Source organism: Paenibacillus sp. LHD-38, from assembly GCF_031157315.1.
Taxonomy (GTDB): Bacteria; Bacillota; Bacilli; order Paenibacillales; family Paenibacillaceae; genus Pristimantibacillus.
The window spans coordinates 193,188-216,013 of sequence record NZ_JAVIFU010000006.1 but is presented as its reverse complement, the minus strand read 5'-3'; the positions used below and the strand labels follow the sequence as shown (position 1 = coordinate 216,013).

Here is a 22,826-nt window from a genome sequence, read left to right as displayed (position 1 = left end):
CTCTACATTTCTTATAATAAAGCATCCACCCTGACAGCATTATGTCAGGGTTCCGAAAGGCATGCGAAATATTTAAAAAATCATATCTTTACAAGCGAACATATATTCGCTATCATAAACATGGGTATATTTTCCATATAACGAGGAGGCGTATAAATTTGAAAGCTTACCAAACCGCTGTAATAGAAAGAGAAGAGCTCAAGCTGATTGGTTTTTCGATAATTGAAAGTTTAAACCATGTTTTGCAATCGAAAATCGTAGGAGCTTTACGCGAAGGCTTGGCGCAGCGATTGAATGAAATAGAAAATAGGATAGGAACAGGAATTTATTTAATTCAAATCTATCCGCAAGACGGCCAATGGACTCCCGATGTGCCCTTTCAACATGTAATCGCCTTCGAAGTGTCCTCGATTGATAAAATTCCTACTGGCATGATCAATCATACCGTACCACCCGGCCGTTTCATCAAAATTGTACATAAAGGCTTAGAATCACAGATTGCTGCTACTTATAATTTTATAAATAATACGTATGGCGGCAGACCGATTGATATCGAATATTGGAACGATATTCATACGCTAGAAAGTGAAGAAGGTCTAATTGATATCTATATACCCGCTCAATAAAATGATCTAAATAAGACCCGCCGATGCTCCGACGGGTCTAAATAAATTAATTGTTTCGATCGAGCTAAGCAGTTCCTAGATTCGATGCATGTATTAATTCGCTGTTAAATCAATGCCGTAATCTTTCGCGAATACCAAATGGGTGTCGACCTTAACATCGTTACCGGCAGCCTGCAAATTGTACACCCGGGCACCGCGCAGTCTATTGCGCTCAGCCCCTTCAAGTCCGTAAGCACCGAAACCTGTACTTCCGCAGTAACCGAGCATAACGCCGTAATAATTGCCGGAATACGTATTGACATGGTCATGTCCGCAAAATACGCCTTTGACGTCGCCGCGTTCGAGAATCGCGGAGAACATGCCGCTGTTAATCGGACCCGGGCACTCTTCCTCGTTCCTCTCGCCTACGATGCTATGTTTGGCTACGGCTCTGGCATGATCGGCTTCCGTTCTGCCATCTACGCTGGCAAACCACATAAACCGGTATTCCCACAGCGGGATATGGATGAACATGAGTGACGGAATCTTCCGTCCGTACTGCTTCTCGAGTGCCTCGGACGTTTCGTAATACCAGTTGACTTGGTTTTGTTTCAGCCAATCCCAAGTTGGATATCCTTCAAAATCTTGACCGGCGATTTCCTTCGGCGCGTATCGGCCGCTGTCCAGCAGCCACATGTTAAATACGGGCTTTTTACTGCCATGTCCGCCGATCAGCAGATTCATATTCCCAGTACCGGTGAGGCCTTTCTCTCCGATCTCATTCCGATTGTATTTATAAGAGCGGTAAATTTGAAGCATCGCTTCTTCATTTATGCCGCTGTTTGGCGTGGAATCCTCATCATGGTTACCAAAGGTGATTGCCCAAGGGATTCCGCGTTCCTCCATTGGCACCGCTATATTATTAATCGCTTTCTTTACTTCCGCTGGCGTATCGGTTCCGCCGGTAATGTTATCCCCGTTTAAAACGACAAACCCCGGTTTTTCCTCATCCAGCACCCGTTCCATAAGCTGCACCGTGCGCGGGTCGATATCCTCGTCGTCCTGCGTGTCGTTGAACTGAACAATTTTGAACGTGCCGTCAGAATTAAAATGAAGCTTGGCTTCTCCATTCGGCTTAGCATTCGGTTTGTCATTCTCTTTCGCGAAAACTGTTCCGGTAAATAGATCCCCGGGAACTCCTGCCGCTCCTGCCGTTAATGCCAGCGCGCTCAATCCGCCGATTTTCAAAAATTCCTTTCGATTCATACCCTTCTGTTCATTACCGCTGCTCAAATGAATACCTCCCGAAAAAATTGTTCACCACCATTCCATCTTAGTCGTTAAAATCTATTAAAATGTTTTCGTCGTGATAAGTTCGTGTAAATTGCCAAAAATGAGCCGAAGGCCGCAGGTCCCGAGGCGCAGTCCGAAAAAACGATGTCCGTGTGACGTAGTTTAAATCCTGAGTTTGTATCGAAAGTGGAATCCTTTGGAAAACTCTATATGATGGGTTAACTCTAAGGAGGTACAACATGAGAAGAACTTCAATCGCTACTTCTTTGACTATGACAATGATGATTATTATACAAATGCCATGCAGCGCAGAAATGATGTCGCCACAGAGGGAAACTTACCCCTTAATTCAATCTATTGCCTTTACTGCGCCAAATACCAGAGTAATGCATAAAGCAGAGCTCTTTGGTCCTATCATCGGTTTTCCACGGGGTAGAATCTTAAAAATCGATAGTATGGTAGTGGATGAGAATCAATATGAGACGAGCAGAATCATGCTTGGTGATGTGACAGAAGACCATATGGATGAGGTTTTCTTTTACCAATATTCAACTGGAAGCGCAGGAGCCATGGGGCTTAACGTTTACAGTCTGGTCAAAAATAAATGGATACCCATTTTCACCGACCCAAGCAGAACATTAGCAAATGATGATTACGATCGATTTAGCAGCGAATATATCGGACACGGAAGTCTCCGCTTTTATGACAAACGAACAAGGTTATCCGGTGTACTTGATATGTCTGGGTTTCACTTTTCTGAAGAACGTTTAAGCAAGATGAAATTTCAAACCGATCCGATTTCTGAGTATGCCATTCATTATGAAAACATTGGCTGCGGAATTGAAACGGTACAATGGGTTTTCGCTTTTTCACATCCAGCATCCGTTTTTACCGTACATAGCTATTACCGTTATAAATTCGATGAAAAGACATTTGCGCTTTATGAAACGAAAATACAGGATGAACAAGGCAGAGCTTTAGCCGCAAAAATACACCATGATTGATCTAATGAGGAGCTATTTAATTCATATTGCTTGCGATTTGAAACATGTCAGCGGTTTTTTTATTTAAAACTCCAATATTAATTCGGCCTTCTTACCATAAAACGCTCCGCATTATGCTTAAAGCCGTATTTTTCATACAAGCCGTGAGCATCCAGCGTGCCGAGCAAGCCCAAAATCCCTTCATATTCTTCGGTTATTAATTGGATTAACTTCTTCCCGACGCCTGTGCCCCGATATTCCTCATCTATAAAAACATCGCATAAGTAATAAACCGTTGCCCAATCCGTTACGGCACGAGCATAGCCAATCTGCTTATCCCCATGATAAACACCATAGGTAACCGAATGATTAATGGACTTAACTATGGTCTCTACGGATCTTTGATTGGCCCAATAGCTGCGGGAAAGAAAAGCGCATATCGTATCCAGCTTTAAAAGTTCTTTATTATCGCTAATGAGATAGTCCCCATAAAAATGCTCGATTCCAATCACATCCTATTCACTTTTCTCGTAGCCAACTACTTTGCCGACGATTTCATCTTTAACAAATGCAGCCGACTCCGATTGACTGTCATAAAACCCTCTCCAGCGCACATCCGCCAAAATAAAGTACTCCTCCTCGCTTAATTGTAACGGCTTAGCCATAGAATCATTTTTCGCGGATGTGGAATCCTCTACTTCATTTCCCATGCTAAAAGGATGCTGCCCGCCATAATCGATATCGGCCAGCATGCCGTCTGTTTTTATTTCTTCTTTTATGTATGATGGGTCAGGGTTCTCCAGCTCAGATATTTTTTGTTCCGTATTCGTATCAACGATCTTTGCCGTACATCCGTTCAGGAGCATGGCACCTGCCAGAATGAGAATAAAAATAATTAATCTGTTGTTCATCCCTGCACCTCCTTAGCCGCCGCTTACCCCCAAAATATATCACAACCGAAGGATTGTTGAACATGAAATCATCTGATGCAAAATAACAAGCGTAAACGGCTGTCGCCGTCCTCTGTGGCAAAAGCAGTCGTTTCGCGGAGATATATAAGCACATTTATATGTGAAAACATATAAATTCTTATATATCGAAAAAAAACATTCGTTGAGCGGTAATTTGGCACTAGGCTTCCTCACCGCTCAACGAATGTTCTGTTTTGCCGCTGTTTGTTATTTGTATAAAACCTTTTCCACATTGTACTTCGCTCTGAATTTATTGATGATGTAGGTTTCGTAAATCTCCCGTTCGACAGGATCCTCATTGAGATAAATCTCAATTTTGGCTACCTCGTCCCGGTAGTTCTTCATGACCGAAACGCTGTCCTCAAAATGTTTCTTGATTCTTGGTCTCAGCTTTCTCGCTTTGCCGACAAAGAGCAATTCGTCCTTGTCATTGTAAAACATAAAGAAACCGCCTTTGTCTCTGGAAATCAGGATAAAATCAGTAAAACCATAGATATGGCTTAGCTGGGGATTTCTCTGCTTGGTAATGGTTACATCCGGTTCCGGAATCGTAATATTGATCACTGTCATTCACGTCCTCTTTCGATATAGGACTAAATCTTAACACATCGGACAAGTTAAAACCAATCTATTGGGTAATAGAAGCAGCGCCTCTCGCAGCCGTGAGCTCAACCAGCACAACCTCCGGCCGGTTAAACAACCGCTGCGGAATGATACTATTGCCGAGTCCGCGGCTAACGATCATCGTGGTTTCGCCCTCTGTATATTTGCCACCGTCATATCTCGGCAGGAAACCTTGGCCCGGCGCAACCAATCCCCCGAGGAACGGCAGGCGAACCTGTCCGCCGTGGGCATGGCCGGAGAAGGTCAAATCGAATTGGTTTCGGACATATTCCGAAAACAGCTCTGGACGATGGGACAATAAAATCGAATACCGCTCTTTGGAAAGGTCCGCCTCTTCAAGAGCAGCCCCGATATGTTCATTTATTCTTTCCACATCCCCATCCGCCTCATGATTAAAGGTCGGATCGTCTACGCCTGTGATGCGAATTTCCCCGTCTCCGAGCTTCACGAGCTCGCTTGTGTTGCGCATGACATGGACGCCTAGCTCCTTGAGCCCTTTCGCTAATGCCGGGAACCTGGAGCCCCATTCATGATTTCCTGTCACGTAATACACAGGCGCAAGCTCGGTCATTTTGCGCATGAGCGTAAGGCTGATTTCCGCGTTGTATCTTCTGCTGTCAACCAAATCGCCGGTCATTACGATAAGATCCGGCTTCAGCTTTTTGACCTTACGCGTAATTACGCTCTGCTCCTTGCCAAAGGACTTGCTGTGCAAATCCGTTAACTGAACGATGCGGTAGGTGTCAAATCCGTCCGGCAGCTTATCCGAGCTCAGCTGATATCTCGTAATGCCAATGGCGTTGTTCTCATAATAGAGGAAGGCAATGACGGCTAAAATAATCACCGGTATAAGGATCAGCCATCGTTTTTTGGTCATACGCATGAATTCATAGCTCCTTGCTGTTCATCTATTGATCTTCTATTCTAGATAATAAACTTTTAATGGCAGCAATGACTGCCTCCGGCTCATGAATATGGATAGAATGCCATCTATCCTCGACTATAATCTGATTCATGCGACGGGTCAAATGAACCAGCTTCTGCTGGCTAAGCTGCCATATCATTATGAATGACCTCTCTTCATCCACTTACTTCGCTCTCTGCTTCGATAAATTCCAGGATTGCCACTTTGTATGCCGGTGCGCTTGATCCTGCAGTTGTTCAATCACTTCTTGAAGTCCCGCTAGCTTCGGATGTTCCGTGTGCAGCTTGCGCAGCGCCGGCATCGCATCCGTTGATAACGTGCCGAGGTAAGCGACATCGATTTTCCGCGTCCGCTCGTACCGTTCGCTGTTGTTTGCGGCAATCCGGGCATCCAAGTTGACGTAGTTCATGAGGACGAATGCAATGATGGAGACGCAGATATAAGCCTTGCCCATGGAGAAACGATCTTTCCATATCCGAATCATCGCAATGACGAGCAGTACGCCCAGGTACAGCATAAACCCGTGCACCAGCAATCTCGTTTGCGTGAATCCGTAGGCTTCTTCATATAATGAGAGCCTGCTATACGCCGACACAAGCATGACGATCGTACAGCCAATCAGCACGGTAAGCGACAGCTTGCGAATCCGCTCCGCCGCTGCGCCGGATCGCCGAATCAGATGCAGTCCGCACATGAGCAATACCAAATTGATAAGCGCAACCATAATTAACTCTGCAAACCCTCTGCGCGCATATTCGGCATATGCAGCCCCGTCCGGAAGCAGCCCGTTCGCTGCACCGAATAAATACGAGAACTGGATGACGACAAAAAGAACGTAAACCAAATTAATGCTTATTAGCAGCGTACCTGCCGTAATCGGATCAAGCTCAATTCGACCTCTTGGCTGAATTGAGCCTGTGGTGCCCTGCGTCGAAGTCGAATCTTCGGCTCCCTTATTAATTGCGGCAGCGGCTTTATTGAACAGCAAGCCCCATATGTAGCAAAAAGCATAAAAAGCGAAAAACAAAGCTACGATAATCCGCCAGAGCCCGTTTCCTAAGGAGAACCGTGCCATCACATTTGGGATTTCAAGCAGCCACGACAGAAAAATTTCATCCGCTGACGCCAGCAAAGCGATGACGACAATCAGGATGGGCGCCGAGAGCAAAAGCCCCAGTGATATTTTGCGAAGCTTGCTACTCGTCCCGGTTTCCCCATCCTCTTTCCCTTTCCAGCGCTCGTTAAGCAGGCTGAAAGGCACGCCTATAAATGCAAAAGGCTTAATGAGGGCTAGAAATAACAACTCTGTGTAAAAAACTCCCCTATACCAGGGCTTCACGCTGCTGCTCGTCATAAGCACAGTTTGAGAAACGATTAAAGCAAACAACGCGAATAGATTAAGCTGCCGAAACAGCTGGTTATTATACAACGAATAGGTTAGCGTAAGCAGAAAAATAGGAATGAACAACAGCCAACCCGAGCTTGCCTGCCCCTGCCATTTCTCAAAGCCGCCCATTCTCCCCTTAATGGAATAGAAAAACAAGCCGTAAAAACCAAGCACGAACACCATAACCGAAATGCCGGCAGACGCGCCTACAAACAAATACTGACTAACTAGACCGAAAAAAAGGGCAAGGATAAGCATTTTTTCATACCTTTTTTGCCATGGCGCCGAATCTCCCATGTTACACACTCCATTTTCAAACTTAATTTGTTAATTTCCTCCTTTTATTGTAACCTAGAAAACAAGAACAAAAAGTGTAAGTTATAATTGGAAAATTTCATGTTTTACAAAAGGAGTCTTTTGCATGAAAATACGTCGGCATTATATAGCGCTTAGGCGCTCTTACCCGAGTATTCAAGAGAATATCCCCTTTGAAGTGACCACGCAGGAGCTTGCAGATTTGCTGGATTGCACACATCGGAATATGGTACTTCTACTTAAGCGAATGCAGCAAGAAGAATGGCTGATCTGGGAACCGAAGCGAGGGCGCGGTAATCGCTCCGCGCTCTCCTTCCTTGTGAGCAAGGAGCAGATCGCGCTGCAGGAAGCACAGGAAATGATGCAAAAGCAGGATTTGCATTCCGCGCTTGAGCTGCTGCAGCAGATCGAAGAGTCCCCTCAGCTGCGCGATCAATTTCAGGATTGGCTCTCCGGCCAATTCGGCTTTCATTCCGAGGTGCAGGGCAAACGGCGCACCGATATTTTACGGTTTCCGCTTCCGCAGACGATCTACTCGCTTGATCCGGCAGCGATCCATTATACGGGGGAGTCTCATCTCGTCAATCAGCTCTTCGACGGGCTTGTCCGCATCGACCCGAGGGGCGAGCAGATTTTGCCGCAGCTTGCGCATGCGTGGGAGGTTGATGAATCGCGTACGCGCTGGACGTTTTATTTGCGTAAAGGCGTTCTCTTTCATCATGGACGGGAGCTGGATTCCTCCGACGTCAAATATTCGCTGGAGCGGCTCAAACGGCTCGCGCCGCAAGGACTCTACAGCTGGGTGTACTCCGATATCATCGCGATGGATACACCCGATGACACCACGATCCGCATTCAATTATCCGAGCCTAACGAAGCGTTCCTCGCCTTTCTAACGACGAATCGCGCCTCCATCGTCCCGCAAGATGCTTGCGCTTCGGCAGGTGAGCTTTTTGGCACGAAGCCGATAGGCACCGGGCCGTTTCGATTCGGCGGCAATGAGCAAGGGGTTTGGATTTTAGAGGCTTTTGCGCCTTATTTTCAGGGCAGGGCCTTTCTGGACCGGGTCGAGGTATGGACACTTGCGGAGGAGGCAACGCAGGAGAATCATGCAGAGCTGCAATCGTTCCAGATTATGCACAATGCGAGACTCTCCGATATGGCAGCCGAACGGTGGCAGCAGGTCCGGCAATCAGGCATGACCTGCAAGTTCATTACCGTAAACGAGCTAAAGGAAGGGTTGCTTGGAAATCCAACCATTAGAGCGGCCATTGATTTCGCCATCGAGCGGACGGAGCTTCTGAAGCTGCTGTCTGGGGATGTTATAGAAGGCGTGAACAGCTTTTGGCCGGATTTGGAGGCTACACAGCAGGATGAGTCAGCTGAGCCGGATTGGGCTGCCATCAAAAGCAGCCTTGCACGCTCCGGTTATCAAGGAGAAACCCTTGTGCTGGCTACGATTCCGCAATACGCGTCCGACGCGGAAATGATCCGGCAGGTATGTGAGAAATCCGGCATTTCACTGCAAATCAGCCTTATCCCTGCCGAGCAATTCAAGGGGACCGCGCGCATGTCGGCCGATCTGCTGCTCTTCGCCGTCATGCTGGATGAGCACCGCGAGCTCAGGCTTATCGACTTGTACAAAAGCATGCAGCAGCATGCGCTGCCAGAGGTGCATGATATGCTGGAGCGCAGCATTCAATTGATTTTGAGCGAGCCGGGTCGAACGCTGCGGGCAGCCATATTCAAAGATATTGAAGCGGAGCTCAAAGCGAGGAGCAGCCTGATCTTCCTTTACCGCAAGCATTTAAAAACCGCATTCCACCCTTCGGTACGGGGGATCGCGCTTGAATCGCTGGGCTGGGTTCGGTTCCGCGACATATGGTTTACTTAAGCATTCACATCGGATCGCATAAGATTCTGCTTTGTGCTAAAGCTATATTGTCTGTGAATTTGTGAAAAAGAACGGAGGATCTTCCTATGAGGGAACAATCATTAAAAGAAAATACGATGCGCTTGTTCGTCGCCATCTCCGTCCCTCGCCCCGTTGCAGAGGAACTGGAGAAATGGACTTTGGCCCATAAGGACAAGCTCCCCTTTCGAAAATGGACCCAACCGCGTGATTATCACATTACGCTGCAATTTCTGGGTGAAACGACCGCTGCCCAGTTTCAAGAGCTGCAGTCGACATTGAAGGAAGTCCGTTCGCTGCCGCTTTCGTTAGCTTGGGATGGCATAGGCACCTTCGGTCCCCCAAAATCTCCACGCGTGCTTTGGGGTGCAGTATCCGGAGATCTCGAAGGATTATCCGCGCTTTACGGCATGATCATTGCGGAAACCCGCAAAGCGGGCTTCGAACCGGAAGATCGTCCCTATTCGCCTCATATCACCCTTGCCAGAGGTTTCGCCGGCGGCGGAGAAGGCAAGTACATAGAAGCGCTGCCCTCCGCTCCCGCCGTGTACAATTGGGAGGCTGATGGTTTCGTGCTCATGCGCACCCATATGCATGCATCACCCATGTATGAGATTATCGGCAGCTTTCCTTTGACTAGCCATTAATGCATCCGCCCGACGGCTTGCTGTTAGCTGTCCTTTTTTTTGAATAAGGCAATAACCGTCAGCAGCAGCAAGGGAATTACAAATGCCGCAAACGTCCACACGGGATGGATCGTCGTAACGACGCGTCCCCACTCCGTCGCCCCATCAATGGTTACCAGTCCCATGATGAAACCGATCAATGCTAAAGGCATAACTAAGGTCTGATAATTTTGAAAACGAAACAGCTGACTCAAATATAAATTAAGCACATATAGCGTTATGGTTGTTTTCATGAATGAGCCCAAAATCAGAGACATCCCTATAATCGACTCTATTCGTTGTATGATTTCCTGGAATTCAACGATCCGAGCCAGCGAAAAAAGCACATAAGGCTTCTCGCCAGCGAAGCTGCCAAAAATCATGATGGCGCAAAGGGTAGACAAACAAAGCACAAAAATATTAGTACCCAGCGCAAACAGAATCGTCTTCGCCAGCTTCTTGGTCGGGCCTTCGTTGACAAACGGCAGCAGCATGGAGAACAAGAATACTTCCACATAGGGAAAGCCGAAGGTGAAAAATGCCCCATGCAGCACGGGCTTGATCCCTTTCGGCATGATCGGGAGCAAAAAAGAAGGATTATAGTCTGGGATCGCAATGATTAGTACAGCAAGGATACTTATGGCTGTCAAAATCATCGTCAAAGTAAACATTCTCGCCATGACCTCAAGTCCCGCGCGTACCGTTACAGCCGATATTGCGAATATGAGGAAAGTAAAAGCATACATCGGTGTTCCTCTTAACATGGAGCTGACCATAAACAGGCCTACGTCGGTTACGATGGCCGATTGCATTTGAATGAGAAAGGATACCGTAAAAACAGAAAAGAGGATCGTAAGCGGTGTCCCTATTAAATGGCGGCTATATTCTACAAAGGTCATTTTTGGATATCGCCTGTGCAAGAATAGAATACAGACTAAAATAAGAAAACCTATGCCTCCGGATAGGAGCAGAGAGAGCCAAGCTCCGTTATTTGCCTTGCTGATCAGCGGACCTGGAATATTGATAATGGAAGAACCAGTCATAAATACGAAAAACAGTACGCCCATCTGGTATGCACTTACCGTTTGCTTATCGATGCCTTTCTCCTCCCTTATCCGCTGTCATGCATTTACATTTAAGAAATCATCAATTGCTTTGGATATATTATCATAAATAGGAATCATCAAATCGATATAATCAAACCAATCCTTACCTACGGCGAAGTCCATGCCCATGTATAAGCAAATGAAGCAGGCAATGGTATATATGCCTTTCTCAAGCTTGTTGACTTTTTTCAAAGTCAACAAGTCGTACAGCAGCATAACGCCAAAAGCTACAACGATGACTGTGATTCGCTCCGCCATGCCAACTCACCTTTCTCTATTTAACCCGCCGGTTTACTGGATAACGTTCCGCTTGTGACGAGTCTCAATTTCACCTTAACCGTAAACGGGAGTTCAGAGAATTGTGTATCCCAATTCTGTTTTAACTGCTCCCATTTCCGAGGATTCGAGCGATAGATCGCATCTGCAAGTCCAAGCACTTCAATCTTGTTCGACTGAAGGAATTGAATCGTGCTTTTAATCTGCTCCGAAAGTTTATCCTCTACTTTCTTAATGAATTCCATTTCAGCTTTGGCATCGATTATCTTGCTGCATTTAAGCTCTCCGATCGCGATATCGCCAACCAGCGTGCTTTTGACTGAAATTTGATCCCCTTGCATTTGAGGCTTAGTTTTTACATTAAGCGAGAGAACCTCCGCCGTTTCATATTCTCCTTTCTTTCCGGGACATTTGATCTCAATGACACCAGATTGATAAGAATTGCGAAGCATAAGCAGCCCTTCCACTTTGGTAGAAGGCAGAACTGCCTTCATTTTCCCATCTTTTAAGAGGGCAAGTCCTGCCGCTGAAAATATATCCTTAAATTTTTTGTCCTCATACACAAAGGGAACAATAGCATCGCCGTTGGCGCTTCGCAGCTGGAGCATCAAATCCAGCAGATTAAAATCTACCGTTTTGGCTGAGGTGATGTATGAGGATTCTTTCGCTCTTAAAACCTGCTGCGCAGTAGTCTGCTCGATTAACGGTTTCTTCTCAAATAGCTTGCCGGCAGCTCCCTTCGAGATCATGAGGGATACACTGCTTCTTGGTTCATGATCCCGATAGAACAGATCAAGAAGATGGCCGAGATGGTTAGACCTAGCCAGCTTCTCCCCCACAATAATGACACGAAGATGGCTCCATTGCGCTTTCCTTCCCAAGTGGATGGGAATATCGCGAATCGCTTCCATTACCGAATCGTCTCTGGTTTTAATATTAATGCTGGAGGCGCTTGTTGTGACAGAAGATACCGTCGTCTGCATAGAGGTTGGGCGGTAAATTTGTGTCGTTAATTCAATCTTTCCATCCTCGCCTTGGTCGAGAGCGACGCCCATTACAAATCCCCGTTCGGTCAGCTCAAATTTACTCCAGCAACCGGAGACCATGAATAAGCTAAGCAGCAAAGCTAGACAAAGAATTCCTTTTTTCATGCTTCCTCAATCCTCATTCTTTTGGTTAAAAAGCGGTTTGTGCTTAAGATGATTTCGAGGATTACGAAGCAGCGTCTTGAGCGGCGCTCTCATGATGACATCCCTCAGCTCCTTTAACCGGAACGGCGCCAGCGGAGCCATGTAAGGCTGCCCAAGCGAGCGCAGCTTGCAAACATGGAGCAGAAGGAACAATAAACAAATCATCATGCCGAACCCGCCCATGAGAGCCGCGCTTATCATGAGCGGAAACCTCATAATTCGCAATGCGATCGCAATGTTATATTGCGGAATTGCAAAGGAGGCAATGCCCGTTAATGCCACAACGACAACCATAATCGGCGAAGCGATCCCTGCGCTAATCGCAGCATCCCCAATAACAAGAGCACCTACGATACTAACGGCGGAACCTACCGGCTTAGGCAGCCTCACGCCCGCCTCGCGCATCAGCTCGAAAAAAAACTCCATGAGCAGCGCCTCAAAAAATGCAGGCAAAGGTATGCCCTCACGTGCGTTAAGAACCGCCAGAAGCAAAACCGTAGGGATCAGCTCCGGATGAAAGGTCGAAAGCGCAATATAGATGCTTGGCAGGGTCAAGGCAATAAGGAAGGCCACGATTCGAAGCCAGCGCACCAAAGTTGCAATGAGCGTGCGCTGGTAATAATCCTCGCTGGATTGAAAAAATTCGGTAAATAGGCCCGGGCATAACAAAATGCCTCCCGTGCCTTGGCTGAGCACCGCAATTTTTCCAGCGAGCAGACCGGCTACTGCCATATCGGTCCTCTCCGTGTAGCGGTGCTGCGGAAATGGCGAATAAGTAGAGTCTTCAATCAGCTGCTCGATATAGGAGGTTTCCAATATTTCAAGCTCCTTGATTTGCTCGATCCTTTTTTTGAACTCCGCCAGCACTTCGGCATCGACGGCATCTTCAATATAGCCATAGACGACTGTCGTTTTGGTATCTCCGCCCGAAGTAATTCTTTCCAATTTGAATTTTGGCGTTTTTAGACGCAGACGCAGCAATCCTAGGTTTTTCTGTAAATTTTCTACCGTACTTTCCCTTGGACCCTGTACGACGGATTCATTTACTGACTCATTGACTTGTCTCGTCTCAACGGATTCCGCTTTAAAGCCCAACCCTTTATCCCATTGATCAAACAAAATGAGGAGACGGCCGTTCGAGATCTCCTCAACGACCAGCTCCAAATCATTAAGAACGACTGCTTTTTTCGATGATACGCCATCATGCTCAAAAAATGTACGGATATCCTGCGGCGTAACATCCATGCCTGGACCAATCTCATGCGTGGCTAGGTCCTGCAGCGAAATTTTCATGTAATTAACGGTATCTTCCTGAACGAGCGATTCATAATATACCGAACATGCGGCATATTTCAGATCAGGACCGTAGTTCCAATGCCTGAAAATAATATCCGTGCTATTAGAAAAAGTTTTTTCTAAATAATCAAGATTTTCCTGCAGCTGTTCGGAAATGACTTTTTCCGGCGTGTTAGTCGTATTATTACTGTTCATCGCCATTGTTCCGCTTGAACTGGATGTTCCGGATTGCGTTACTCCTGAAGTACTGTTCGACATGAAGAAACCACCTTGTTTCAGTTGGTTCCATTATTCCCCACCAGCGTTGCACTATACAAAAAGAGCCGAGAATCAGCAGGTTCGTTGTTCCTGCCGCCTCTCGGCCCATCTAAACATAAGTAAGTGCCTAAGCCACCGTCAAAATAATCGGCTTATCCTTCGTTATAATAATCGTATGCTCATGCTGAGCTGCGAAGCTTCTGTCCGGCGTGCGCAGCGTCCAGCCATCCTGCTGCTCGACAACGTAATCCGCGCCCATGGAGAGAAACGGCTCAATCGTAATAACCAGGCCTTCCTTCAGCGTACGTTTATCATGCTTATTATACGTTGGCGGTATTTGCGGCCATTCATGAACGGATCTGCCTACGCCGTGGCTGCATAAATCATTGATGACCTTATATCCGCCCCGCTCCGCTTCGCTCTGAATGATCCTACCGATCTCGTTGACTTTCACGCCATGCTTCAAAGAGGAAATAACCTTCATCATCGTATAGTGCGTATAACGGCACAGCCGGGTTACGGTCTCGTTGTAAGGAGCGATTTGAAAGGAGTGGCCCGTATCGGCTACGAAGCCGTCTTTTTCTGCGCACACATCGATATTGATTAAATCACCAGGCTTTAATACCCGATTGCCGGGAATGCCGTGGGCAACCTCGTCATTGACACTGATGCATGTATGTCCAGGGAATTGAAAAGCGATATGAGGCGCAGAAAACGCTCCATGGCTCGACAATATACGTCCCCCTAGCTCGTCAAGCTCCTTTGTCGTCATGCCCGCCTTTGTTTGCCTCTTCATTTCATTCATCGTCAAAGCGACGATCCGTCCAATCTCTTTCAGACCGTCTATGTCCTTCTTTGAACCCACTGTCATTTGTCAGCCTCCTCCATGCATCTACATTTAGCACTAGCCGCTCATTCATATAAATAGTAAACTTAACTACTTTTCATCCCGCACTTATTATTACGTCACGCTTGAGTTCGATAACGGCGAGCGCAAGGAGTATGTCGACGTTAAAAACTTATACGGCTTGGTCGTAGAGGGCGATACCGGCTTCGCTGTTGTCCAAGGCGAATGGATCGTTGCTTTTGAGCGAAATACGGGTGCTTAAACGGGCAGTCGGTATAAAGCGAAAGGTTCTCCGTACCGATAGGGGCTGCTGATGAGGTCCAGCTCCTTTTTGGTTTCAGCGTTAAGCTCGAGGGATACGCTTTTCAGATTTTCTTCAAGCTGCTCCATCTTTGTCGCGCCAACGATCACCGTGGATACGACAGGCTGCTGGATCAGCCAAGACAGCGACAACACACTTGGCGTCGTATCGAACTGGCTCGCAAGATCGGTTACCTTTTCCCCTAACGCAATCGTTTGACTATTAATAAATCTCTTGAAATTGGGATCGGTCTGCGCGCGCGAGCCCTGCGGCGCCAAATCCGCTGACCTGTATTTCCCCGACAAGATACCACCTGCCAGCGGGAAATAAGGGATGATGCCCACGCCTTGATCCAAACACATCGGGATAAGCTCCTGCTCCGGCGTCCGATCCGCCAAAGAATAGCTGACTTGGGTCGATACGAACCGGTTTAGCCCTAACCGATCACTGATGCCAAGCGACTTCATAAGCTCCCATGCAAAATAATTCGAAGCGCCTATATAGCGCACCTTGCCTGAACGCACCATGTCCTCAAGCGTCCGTAGCGTTTCCTCCAGCGGCGTTTCCGGATCAAACGTATGAATCTGATAAAGATCAACATAGTCGGTTTTTAATCGCTTCAGACTGTTTTCCAGCTCCGTCTGCAAATGAAACCGGGATGAGCCCCGCTCGTTCACTCCTGCTCCACGCACTAATCCCGCCTTAGTCGCTAACACAACATTTTGGCGCTTCCCCTGCAAAGCCTGTCCAATGATTTTCTCCGATTCCGTCCCGGCATAAATATTAGCCGTATCCATAAAGTTAATTCCGCTATCTATCGCGTAATCGATGATTTTCTTCGAAGCCTCATAATCGGCTCTTTTACCGAAAGCATTGGTGCCTAAACCGAGCGCGGACACTTTGAGGCCGCTATTGCCAAGGCGGCGATATTGCATATCATTCAGCTCCTTCTTTCTATCATGATCATGTTTATTAGCTATATTATAGCAGTAGAATTCGAACTTAAAAATGTAGCATATAACGAATGCCATCACTACGAAGAGGGTTTGGACTACCAGTCGCTGTTCTTGTCTCCCTATTTCTTTGAATATACCGCTGCCTGCGGCAGAAATAGGGAGACAAAGGCGAACGCTGTCGCTCCTCCAGCTCCATACCGCTCCACCAGTACCAAACCGCTCCATCCGTTCAAAAACCCTCCATCAGCACCAAACCGCTCCTTCGTTTCTTCCAAGCGCTTATTATTCTATTCTTTTATGCAGCTGCTATTTCACATTCCGATAAACAACAGCGGTAGAACATGGCGTTAATCATCCTGTTTCGAACTTACTAACCAAATAGCGGTAAAATATGGCGTTAATCTCGTTGATTTCGGGCTCACCAACCAATTAACAGTAATTTTTGGAGCTATTTTCTCGCGTTAACTTGCATTAACAAGCTCACAGCCCGATATAACGCCGTTTTTTACCGATAAATAGGTAAAATTATGATTATTCATGAAATTAGCGCCACATTTTACCGTTATTTCAAACGACTTCTCCAAAGAGAGCTCCTACTCCTCACATCGCTACAGCCCCGAACTAAACCTGATGAAAAGGCCCACACCATCCCCCCATCATGTCACATCCATAATAAATCGACTGGACAAGCACTCTCCGTAAACCATTTATCGCTCGCTTGTTATGTAATAAAAGCGGCAGCCTTGGACGAGAAAAAAGTCCTAGACTGCCGCTTTGTGCCGCGTCAACCGATATAAACGACCGCGCCCCCGCGCCGATACGCGCTCGGCAGCTTGCTCTCCAGCAGCTCCAGCCTGTGCAGCATATGCTCCTGATTGTCACCGCTCATGTTGGCGCGTACCCAGTCCTTCAATTTCGCAATCTCTTCCAGAACTTCGGGTGCATCCTCTTTCTCCACATCCGTACCGCCTTGGAATAAAGCGGCCCACTGGAGACCCAGCTCCTCAACCGCCGGCTCCCAATACTTTTTATAGAAAGCCTCTGTCGCGATCGGCAGCATGAATGAGCGTTCGAACTCATCTTCGGGATCTATGATAATGGCACTAATCGACATCTTACTTCACTCCAAATCGAATTTTAAATGTATAATCCGGGAATTCCTGACGCAGACGGTTTAGACTATTCTCTGCCGCGGCGCGCAGCGCCGGCGAGTCTCCATCCAGCTGGAACTCGAAGTCGCGAATCCCTTTGATCTCATCCAGGGTCGGAATTTCCGTTGTTCCATCCGGCGTCGTCCGCGTTCCCACCGCCTTTTCCATCAGATTGTTGATCCGCGTCCTTGTTTTCTGATAGAGCTGTTTATCCGTAAACTGCTGCGGCGTCTGCTGCGGCTTACCGGTTTTGGGATGTATGCGATCCAATCCTTCAGCTGACTTGGCTTCATAGAAAATACCGTTCTCGATATCGATACCGTCGAACTCTCCAAGTGCTCCATTACGGCTGTCGTAAAGCTCTACGCCTTTGTACTTCGCATGACTCCAGTGTACATAATCGTCTGATTCCTTCGGTGGGGCCTGCTCTTCGGCATCGGGTTTCTTGCCGGGCTCCTCCCCATCCGGCTTGCGGGGACCCACTGGATCCGGTTTATCGGGTACGTCTGGATCCGGCTTGGTCCGGCGTTTGAGCAGCTTATCCAGCCAATCTTGAAGCCGGTCTCCGCCTTTCTTGACTAACCGGTCTGCCAAACGCCCAAACGGTACGCGGCTGAGCGCAAGAGCCAGTAAAGCCGCGATGGCATTCTCAGGCGTGAGCAGCCGCTTGGGATCCCGGATGTTCTGTGCGATCTCGTGTCCGCTGCCCGGAATGCTCGCCGCAGTCAATGCGATTCCAAGCGCCGGCCAGAAGCCGACGAACAACAGGGAGAGTGCGAACGCCCCGAGCACGATTGCTCCCTTTTCCCCGAAGCTAAGACGGTCCCACCAATTTTGGAGCGAGTCGAACATGCAGGAGAAGCAGGCGGTGTCGGCAGGATGAACGGCAGAATGCCAATACGCCGCGCATCCTGCAAGCAGACCTGCCCCGACCAGCAGCGCAATCAGTCCAGCTGCCAGCCGGTAATGCAAATTCATCCGGCCGTTCAGATCATCCTGCACAGAAGCCGCTTCGGCATTGCCGTACAGCAAAGAGAAACCCATCTCCCGGCGCTCTCTCGTCCAGGCCATTACGCTTGTGAACCTCTCCCTCTTCTGCAGAAAAGCTGCCATCATATGCCTCAGTTCCGTGATCGGGTCAATAAACCGCTCGCCCCCCATCCTCGGGAGCTGGCTCCTTACCCGGTTAAGTGCGATATAATCCAAGATGAGCCCCGCGACTAACATCCAGAGAAAGATACTCTTCGTCTGATAGCCGCTCCCGGTCCATTCGTGGAACTTCATGATCCAGTCCGGCAGAGAGTTCTGTCCGTTATAAGCGGCATGGTCCAGGATTGACCAAGCCAGCAGCAGGGCAGGCAGGGCGAAGATAGCATTCGTCAGCCTCCTGCGGCCGCGTACGGCCATCCCCAGTCCCAAAGCGATCAACGCCGTGTGTACGGGATGGCTGACCGTCATGAGGGTAGGAAAAAAACTCTCTTCGAACCGCCCGGGAAATAAAGTCCAGAAATCCCAGTGGATCGTCTCTCCTCCCAGCATCGTCGTGCTGTAACCGAAAGTCCGCCCGATCAAACCGGAGTTCAGCCACCTGCGGCTCAGCTCCTCCATGAGCTGGAAGCCGACTCCTGCGGCTGCTCCCGCCAGCGTATAGTCAGCTAGGCTCATCGCCGATGCCCGGCGCGAGAAGAGCAGATACAGCCCTAGTGGAAGCAGCTTCCACACCTCCTCCACGATCGGAGTGAGTACCGCGATCGACCAGGTATCTGATGTCCGTCCGCCAAACAAGCCGTGTACCGCCATAAGAGTCCCTGCCGTAATCGGGATCACGAGGACGATGCCGAGCAGCATGAATATCGCGGTCTGCTTCCAGGTAAATGTCTTACTCCGGCATAACAGCCAGAACTGCAGCATCACATAGAACGACCACAAATACTGCACCAGCATCGTTCTCGAATCCCGGTACAGGAACAGGCCTACAATAAACAGCAGCAGCGAGAGCCAGCACCATATCGTGTAAATGGTTTTGAGCCACGGATAGCGCTTGGGTACTTCCCTTACAAAGTGGTACGCTGCTTCAGCGTAGTCTCTGACCTCACTTCGGATCCGCCATATCTTATTCGTATTGTTCCCTCCTTAAACCAGCTTTCCGACTTCCCAAATCATACCCGATAATTCTGTCATAGACACATAAAAATGGATAGATTGAACAAAAATTGGACTTTATCCCTACCCAAGTCGAACTATGAATGTAAAAGGGACTGCCCCAAAAGTCATCGGGACCATGACCTGGAGAAAAAAGGCTGTTACATACAGCTTATGTGCTTTCGATTATGACCTCGCCCATTAATTCTGATATGATAGGACTAACTTATAAAATCGGAACAAACGTTTCCGTTTGCGGAAAGGAATTAGGTAATGAGTACTCACTTGTCCCGGCGAATCATTAAATTACTTTGCGGCGACTCCTTCTATGAGCGAGGGGAAGCATTCAATAGAGATGGAAATGTAACGTTAACAAGCTCCACTCCGCAGGCGGGCAGCTATTCGGCTATCATACACGGCAATAAACGCTATGAGGTTACCATTGAAGTAGACCGTAACGGAGACGTCGAAGCGGCATGCACCTGCCTCGCTTTCAGCAGCTACGATAAATATTGCATGCATGTGGCTGCTGCGCTTCTCCAAATCCTTGATGCTCAGGAGCAAGGCGACAAGCCCGCTCGCGTCTACCCCTCCCTCTTGCATCCGGAGGATAGGCCCTACGAGGATGACGAAGACGCGGAGGAATCCGATTCCTTGCAGCTTCAACCGCGCTTTGCTAATTCCGCAGGGCTCGAAGCAGCCGATACTCGTCTAGCCGCCAGCATGCTGGGTCTATTCGGAGGCAGGCCTGCCCGCTCGAGCGGCAGAAGTTCGCTTTTTGACACACGTACTCCCCTTGAAGTAGAGATTTCGTGCAAGCTGCACCCTTACGGCTACCGGAAGTATATGTTTGGCATCGAGCTGAGGATCGGGCCTAAGCGGTTATATATCGTTCAGCGAATCCGGGAGTTTCTGGAGAAGGCGGAGCGCCGGGAGCCGTACGTTTTTTCGAAGCATTTTACGTATGACCCGAGCATTCACAGCTTCCAACTCGAGACCGATGCCGTTATTCGGCAGCTCTATCAAATCTATCGTCATGAAATGCTGTTTCGCCAATCCTCAAATCGGTTCTACCAAGCAGAAACGCCTGCTGGCGGCGAACGGCTGCTGCTTATTCCTCCATTTTCTTGGGGGGAGCTGCTCCCCCTGCTGATGGCCGCTCCAACGGTCCAGCTGCATATTGGCAATCAAAATTTTCATGGGATAACGGTAAGCGATGAAGCGATTCCGCTTCACTTTGCGTTCGATCAAGCGGCGGGTGAAGGGTTTCAATTGGAGATTCAAGGCCTCGAGCAGATGACCTTAATGGAGGAGTATGAGCTTGTCATAACAGAAGGCAAGCTGCTTCAGCTGAAACCGGATTCCTGCAAACGGCTTGCAGAGCTCAAGCAGCTGATGGACACCTCGCGCAAGCCCAAAATCCAAATTGCGCCTGAGCAAATGGAGCCTTTCATGGAGAGGGTCATACCCGGCTTAATGAAGCTTGGGAGCGTACGGATCGCGGAAACCATCTCCGACCGCGTCCTGCATACGCAGCTTAAAGCAAAGCTTTATCTGGATCGGATCAGAGACCGGCTGGTTGCCGGTCTTGAATTCCAATACGGCGATATCATAATTAATCCGTTAGAAGGCAGCGATAAGAGCCGCGGCACCGACCGGATCCTGATGCGCGACGGGGAACAGGAGCGTCAAATATTGGAGCTGATGGAGCTGGTACCCTTCGCGAAGACTGAAGCTGGTTATTTTCTGGACGACGAGGATACCGAATTTGAATTTCTTCACAACGTCATCCCGCTGCTCGAGAAGCTGCTGACCGTATACGCTACCTCCGCTGTGAAGGTACGGATCGTGACCAAGCACGCTCCTCCTACCGTGACGGTTAATGTGGATGAGCGAACCGATTGGCTTGAATTCAAATTCGCGATGGACGGTATTCCGGAATCTGAAATCCGCAATCTCTTAAAGTCCCTGGAGGTAAAGCGCAAATATCACCGTCTGCCGGACGGCTCGTTATTACCGCTTGAAGGCGCCGAATTTCAGGAAATTATTCGCTTCTTAAATGATGTAGGGCTTCGCAAAGGTGATATCCAAGGCGCAGAATTCCGCGTGCCTGCCGTTCGCGGCCTGCATCTCATCGATTCGAGCGAGAACAGTAAAGCAATAAAGCTGGGCAAATCATTCCGGCGGCTGCTGGAAAATATGCGAAACCCGGATAATCTGGAATTCTCGCTTCCTGGCAGCCTTGCCCCCGTGCTTCGCGATTATCAGATATACGGCTATCAATGGATGAAGACACTCGCGCATTATCATTTTGGCGGGATTCTCGCAGACGATATGGGACTTGGAAAAACGGTACAGGCAATCGCTTTTATCGTCTCTGTTCTGCCCGAGATCCGAAAGCGTGATCAGCCCGCTTTGATCGTTTCTCCCGCTTCTCTCGTCTACAACTGGTTGAACGAGATCAAAAAATTCGCTCCCGAAATTCGCGCCGTAATTGCGGACGGAACCAAAGCGGAACGCAGCGGCGTGCTGGCGGGCGGCTTGGAGGCGGATGTCATCATCACCTCCTACCCTTTGCTTCGAAGGGATATCACGCAGTATGCGAAGCAAAGCTTCCATACGCTGATTATGGACGAAGCGCAGTATTTCAAAAATCATACGACCCAGACCGCGCAAGCGGTCAAGTCTCTCGAAGCAGGATATCGCTTTGCTTTGACTGGAACGCCCGTCGAAAATAAGCTGGAAGAGCTTTGGTCGATATTTGGCGCCGTATTTCCCGAGTTATTCCCGAGCAGGCAAGCGTTTAACGAGCTTACCCGGGAGACTGTCGCGAAGCGTGTCCGCCCCTTCCTGCTGCGCAGGCTGAAAAGCGACGTACTGCAAGAGCTGCCAGAGAAAATCGAATCGATACAGGCATCCGAGCTGCTGCCGGAGCAGAAGCAGCTGTATGTCGGCTTCTTGGCGAAGCTGCAGCAGGAAACGGTGAAGCATTTGAACGAGGAAAGCTTCCATCAAAATCGGATCAGGATTTTGGCAGGCATTACAAGGCTTCGCCAGCTCTGCTGCCATCCCGTGCTCTTTGTCGAGGACTATAAGGGCAGCTCCGCCAAATTCGAGCAGCTCCTCGAGATTATCGAGGAATGCCAGAGCGCTGGCAAGCGTCTGCTTATTTTTTCCCAGTTTACCGAAATGCTCGGTTTAATCGGCCGCGAGCTTGGTTACCGGGGCATCAGCTACTTCTATTTGGATGGGCAAACGAAGGCCTCCGAGCGCGTCGAGCTCTGCAACCGATTCAATGACGGCGAGCGCGAGCTTTTTCTGCTCTCCTTAAAGGCCGGCGGTACGGGGCTAAACCTGACGGGCGCCGATACGGTTATACTTTATGACTTATGGTGGAACCCTGCGGTTGAGCAGCAAGCCGCGGACCGCGCTCACCGGATTGGCCAGAAAAACGTTGTGCAGGTCATCCGTCTCGTTACGCAAGGAACGGTTGAGGATAAAATGTACGAGCTCCAGCAAAAAAAGAAAAATCTCATCGATGAGGTCATCCAGCCTGGCCAAGAGGAACTGTCTTCCCTCAGCGAGCAAGACATTCGCGAGATTCTAATGATTCAATAGCTCGA

General features: G+C 48.6%; 21 protein-coding genes and 1 pseudogene. 6 read left to right on the top strand and 16 right to left on the bottom strand.

Annotated elements, in window-relative coordinates; genetic code table 11:
* Positions 1 to 158 precede the first annotated feature (158 nt).
* Positions 159 to 626, top strand: coding sequence for a GyrI-like domain-containing protein (locus RCO25_RS07680; RefSeq protein WP_308995547.1), 468 nt, complete (start codon positions 159 to 161; stop codon positions 624 to 626).
* 93 nt (positions 627 to 719) lie between these two features.
* Here RCO25_RS07680 and RCO25_RS07675 read toward each other — a convergent pair whose 3' ends face one another.
* Positions 720 to 1,898 (bottom strand): metallophosphoesterase family protein, encoded by a 1,179-nt coding sequence (locus RCO25_RS07675; RefSeq protein ID WP_308995546.1) that lies wholly within the window; start codon positions 1,896 to 1,898, stop codon positions 720 to 722.
* A gap of 239 nt (positions 1,899 to 2,137) precedes the next feature.
* Here RCO25_RS07675 and RCO25_RS07670 point away from each other — a divergent pair, with 239 nt between their 5' ends.
* Positions 2,138 to 2,902: a hypothetical protein gene (locus tag RCO25_RS07670; protein WP_308995545.1), complete on the top strand. Its 765-nt coding sequence runs from the start codon at positions 2,138 to 2,140 to the stop codon at positions 2,900 to 2,902.
* 77 nt (positions 2,903 to 2,979) lie between these two features.
* On the opposite strand, the gene RCO25_RS07665 is transcribed toward RCO25_RS07670, so the two are convergent.
* The 6 genes from RCO25_RS07665 to RCO25_RS07640 form a co-directional block, all read right to left on the bottom strand.
* Entirely contained in the window at positions 2,980 to 3,393 is a 414-nt protein-coding gene (locus RCO25_RS07665) for a GNAT family N-acetyltransferase (protein WP_374992074.1), read from the bottom strand.
* Between the two features lie 3 nt (positions 3,394 to 3,396).
* A complete protein-coding gene (locus RCO25_RS07660) occupies positions 3,397 to 3,792 on the bottom strand; it encodes a hypothetical protein (RefSeq protein WP_308995544.1) in 396 nt (131 codons plus the stop codon).
* Positions 3,793 to 4,059: 267 nt separating this feature from the next.
* Positions 4,060 to 4,416, bottom strand: a complete 357-nt coding sequence (locus RCO25_RS07655) for a nucleotide excision repair endonuclease (RefSeq protein WP_308995576.1) — start codon at positions 4,414 to 4,416, stop codon at positions 4,060 to 4,062.
* A 64-nt stretch (positions 4,417 to 4,480) separates the two neighbouring features.
* Positions 4,481 to 5,353: a metallophosphoesterase gene (locus RCO25_RS07650; RefSeq protein ID WP_308995575.1), complete on the bottom strand. Its 873-nt coding sequence runs from the start codon at positions 5,351 to 5,353 to the stop codon at positions 4,481 to 4,483.
* 31 nt (positions 5,354 to 5,384) lie between these two features.
* The gene (locus RCO25_RS07645; RefSeq protein WP_308995543.1) at positions 5,385 to 5,540 is read right to left on the bottom strand and encodes a hypothetical protein; all 156 of its coding nucleotides are present in this window, start codon (positions 5,538 to 5,540) and stop codon (positions 5,385 to 5,387) included.
* 24 nt (positions 5,541 to 5,564) lie between these two features.
* Positions 5,565 to 7,085: a DUF4153 domain-containing protein gene (locus tag RCO25_RS07640; protein ID WP_308995542.1), complete on the bottom strand. Its 1,521-nt coding sequence runs from the start codon at positions 7,083 to 7,085 to the stop codon at positions 5,565 to 5,567.
* Positions 7,086 to 7,209: 124 nt separating this feature from the next.
* Between RCO25_RS07640 and RCO25_RS07635 the strand changes: the two genes are divergently transcribed.
* The gene (locus tag RCO25_RS07635; RefSeq protein ID WP_308995541.1) at positions 7,210 to 8,997 is read left to right on the top strand and encodes an ABC transporter substrate-binding protein; all 1,788 of its coding nucleotides are present in this window, start codon (positions 7,210 to 7,212) and stop codon (positions 8,995 to 8,997) included.
* A gap of 86 nt (positions 8,998 to 9,083) precedes the next feature.
* Positions 9,084 to 9,662 carry an RNA 2',3'-cyclic phosphodiesterase gene (thpR, locus tag RCO25_RS07630; protein ID WP_308995540.1) on the top strand — a complete coding sequence of 193 codons (579 nt, stop codon included), beginning with the start codon at positions 9,084 to 9,086 and terminating at the stop codon, positions 9,660 to 9,662.
* A gap of 23 nt (positions 9,663 to 9,685) precedes the next feature.
* On the opposite strand, the gene RCO25_RS07625 is transcribed toward thpR, so the two are convergent.
* The 5 genes from RCO25_RS07625 to map all read right to left on the bottom strand — a co-directional run bounded on the left by RCO25_RS07625 (position 9,686) and on the right by map (position 14,677).
* Positions 9,686 to 10,777 carry a GerAB/ArcD/ProY family transporter gene (locus RCO25_RS07625; RefSeq protein WP_308995574.1) on the bottom strand — a complete coding sequence of 364 codons (1,092 nt, stop codon included), beginning with the start codon at positions 10,775 to 10,777 and terminating at the stop codon, positions 9,686 to 9,688.
* Between the two features lie 24 nt (positions 10,778 to 10,801).
* Complete coding sequence (locus tag RCO25_RS07620) at positions 10,802 to 11,044, bottom strand: hypothetical protein (protein WP_308995539.1); 243 nt, start codon at positions 11,042 to 11,044, stop codon at positions 10,802 to 10,804.
* Positions 11,045 to 11,064: 20 nt separating this feature from the next.
* Positions 11,065 to 12,213: a Ger(x)C family spore germination protein gene (locus tag RCO25_RS07615; protein WP_308995538.1), complete on the bottom strand. Its 1,149-nt coding sequence runs from the start codon at positions 12,211 to 12,213 to the stop codon at positions 11,065 to 11,067.
* Between the two features lie 6 nt (positions 12,214 to 12,219).
* Positions 12,220 to 13,806, bottom strand: coding sequence for a spore germination protein (locus tag RCO25_RS07610; RefSeq protein ID WP_308995537.1), 1,587 nt, complete (start codon positions 13,804 to 13,806; stop codon positions 12,220 to 12,222).
* A 127-nt stretch (positions 13,807 to 13,933) separates the two neighbouring features.
* Positions 13,934 to 14,677 (bottom strand): type I methionyl aminopeptidase, encoded by a 744-nt coding sequence (map, locus tag RCO25_RS07605; protein ID WP_308995536.1) that lies wholly within the window; start codon positions 14,675 to 14,677, stop codon positions 13,934 to 13,936.
* A gap of 73 nt (positions 14,678 to 14,750) precedes the next feature.
* On the opposite strand from map, the pseudogene RCO25_RS07600 reads away from it, so the two are divergent.
* A pseudogene (locus RCO25_RS07600) lies at positions 14,751 to 14,915 on the top strand (DUF2500 family protein); the annotation flags it as partial.
* Here RCO25_RS07600 and RCO25_RS07595 read toward each other — a convergent pair.
* The 4 genes from RCO25_RS07595 to RCO25_RS07580 form a co-directional block, all read right to left on the bottom strand.
* Positions 14,912 to 15,889, bottom strand: coding sequence for an aldo/keto reductase (locus RCO25_RS07595; RefSeq protein ID WP_308995535.1), 978 nt, complete (start codon positions 15,887 to 15,889; stop codon positions 14,912 to 14,914). The pseudogene RCO25_RS07600 and the gene RCO25_RS07595 sit on opposite strands and share 4 nt — an antisense overlap.
* A 140-nt stretch (positions 15,890 to 16,029) precedes the next feature.
* Complete coding sequence (locus RCO25_RS07590) at positions 16,030 to 16,185, bottom strand: hypothetical protein (protein WP_308995534.1); 156 nt, start codon at positions 16,183 to 16,185, stop codon at positions 16,030 to 16,032.
* Positions 16,186 to 16,694: 509 nt separating this feature from the next.
* The gene (locus RCO25_RS07585; protein ID WP_308995533.1) at positions 16,695 to 17,024 is read right to left on the bottom strand and encodes a hypothetical protein; all 330 of its coding nucleotides are present in this window, start codon (positions 17,022 to 17,024) and stop codon (positions 16,695 to 16,697) included.
* A 1-nt stretch (position 17,025) separates the two neighbouring features.
* Positions 17,026 to 19,005 (bottom strand): PrsW family glutamic-type intramembrane protease, encoded by a 1,980-nt coding sequence (locus RCO25_RS07580; protein WP_308995532.1) that lies wholly within the window; start codon positions 19,003 to 19,005, stop codon positions 17,026 to 17,028.
* 471 nt (positions 19,006 to 19,476) lie between these two features.
* Here RCO25_RS07580 and RCO25_RS07575 point away from each other — a divergent pair, with 471 nt between their 5' ends.
* Positions 19,477 to 22,821 carry a DEAD/DEAH box helicase gene (locus RCO25_RS07575; RefSeq protein WP_308995531.1) on the top strand — a complete coding sequence of 1,115 codons (3,345 nt, stop codon included), beginning with the start codon at positions 19,477 to 19,479 and terminating at the stop codon, positions 22,819 to 22,821.
* Positions 22,822 to 22,826: the final 5 nt, after the last annotated feature.

Coding starts and splice junctions, on each gene's coding strand:
- RCO25_RS07670 (WP_308995545.1), top strand. CDS start 2,138: ATGAGAAGAACTTCAATCGCTACTTCTTTGACTATGACAATGATGATT.
- RCO25_RS07660 (WP_308995544.1), bottom strand. CDS start 3,792: ATGAACAACAGATTAATTATTTTTATTCTCATTCTGGCAGGTGCCATG.
- RCO25_RS07650 (WP_308995575.1), bottom strand. CDS start 5,353: ATGACCAAAAAACGATGGCTGATCCTTATACCGGTGATTATTTTAGCC.
- RCO25_RS07645 (WP_308995543.1), bottom strand. CDS start 5,540: ATGATATGGCAGCTTAGCCAGCAGAAGCTGGTTCATTTGACCCGTCGC.
- RCO25_RS07640 (WP_308995542.1), bottom strand. CDS start 7,085: ATGGGAGATTCGGCGCCATGGCAAAAAAGGTATGAAAAAATGCTTATC.
- RCO25_RS07635 (WP_308995541.1), top strand. CDS start 7,210: ATGAAAATACGTCGGCATTATATAGCGCTTAGGCGCTCTTACCCGAGT.
- thpR (WP_308995540.1), top strand. CDS start 9,084: ATGAGGGAACAATCATTAAAAGAAAATACGATGCGCTTGTTCGTCGCC.
- RCO25_RS07620 (WP_308995539.1), bottom strand. CDS start 11,044: ATGGCGGAGCGAATCACAGTCATCGTTGTAGCTTTTGGCGTTATGCTG.
- RCO25_RS07615 (WP_308995538.1), bottom strand. CDS start 12,213: ATGAAAAAAGGAATTCTTTGTCTAGCTTTGCTGCTTAGCTTATTCATG.
- RCO25_RS07610 (WP_308995537.1), bottom strand. CDS start 13,806: ATGTCGAACAGTACTTCAGGAGTAACGCAATCCGGAACATCCAGTTCA.
- map (WP_308995536.1), bottom strand. CDS start 14,677: ATGACAGTGGGTTCAAAGAAGGACATAGACGGTCTGAAAGAGATTGGA.
- RCO25_RS07595 (WP_308995535.1), bottom strand. CDS start 15,889: ATGCAATATCGCCGCCTTGGCAATAGCGGCCTCAAAGTGTCCGCGCTC.
- RCO25_RS07585 (WP_308995533.1), bottom strand. CDS start 17,024: ATGTCGATTAGTGCCATTATCATAGATCCCGAAGATGAGTTCGAACGC.
- RCO25_RS07580 (WP_308995532.1), bottom strand. CDS start 19,005: ATGCTGGTGCAGTATTTGTGGTCGTTCTATGTGATGCTGCAGTTCTGG.
- RCO25_RS07575 (WP_308995531.1), top strand. CDS start 19,477: ATGAGTACTCACTTGTCCCGGCGAATCATTAAATTACTTTGCGGCGAC.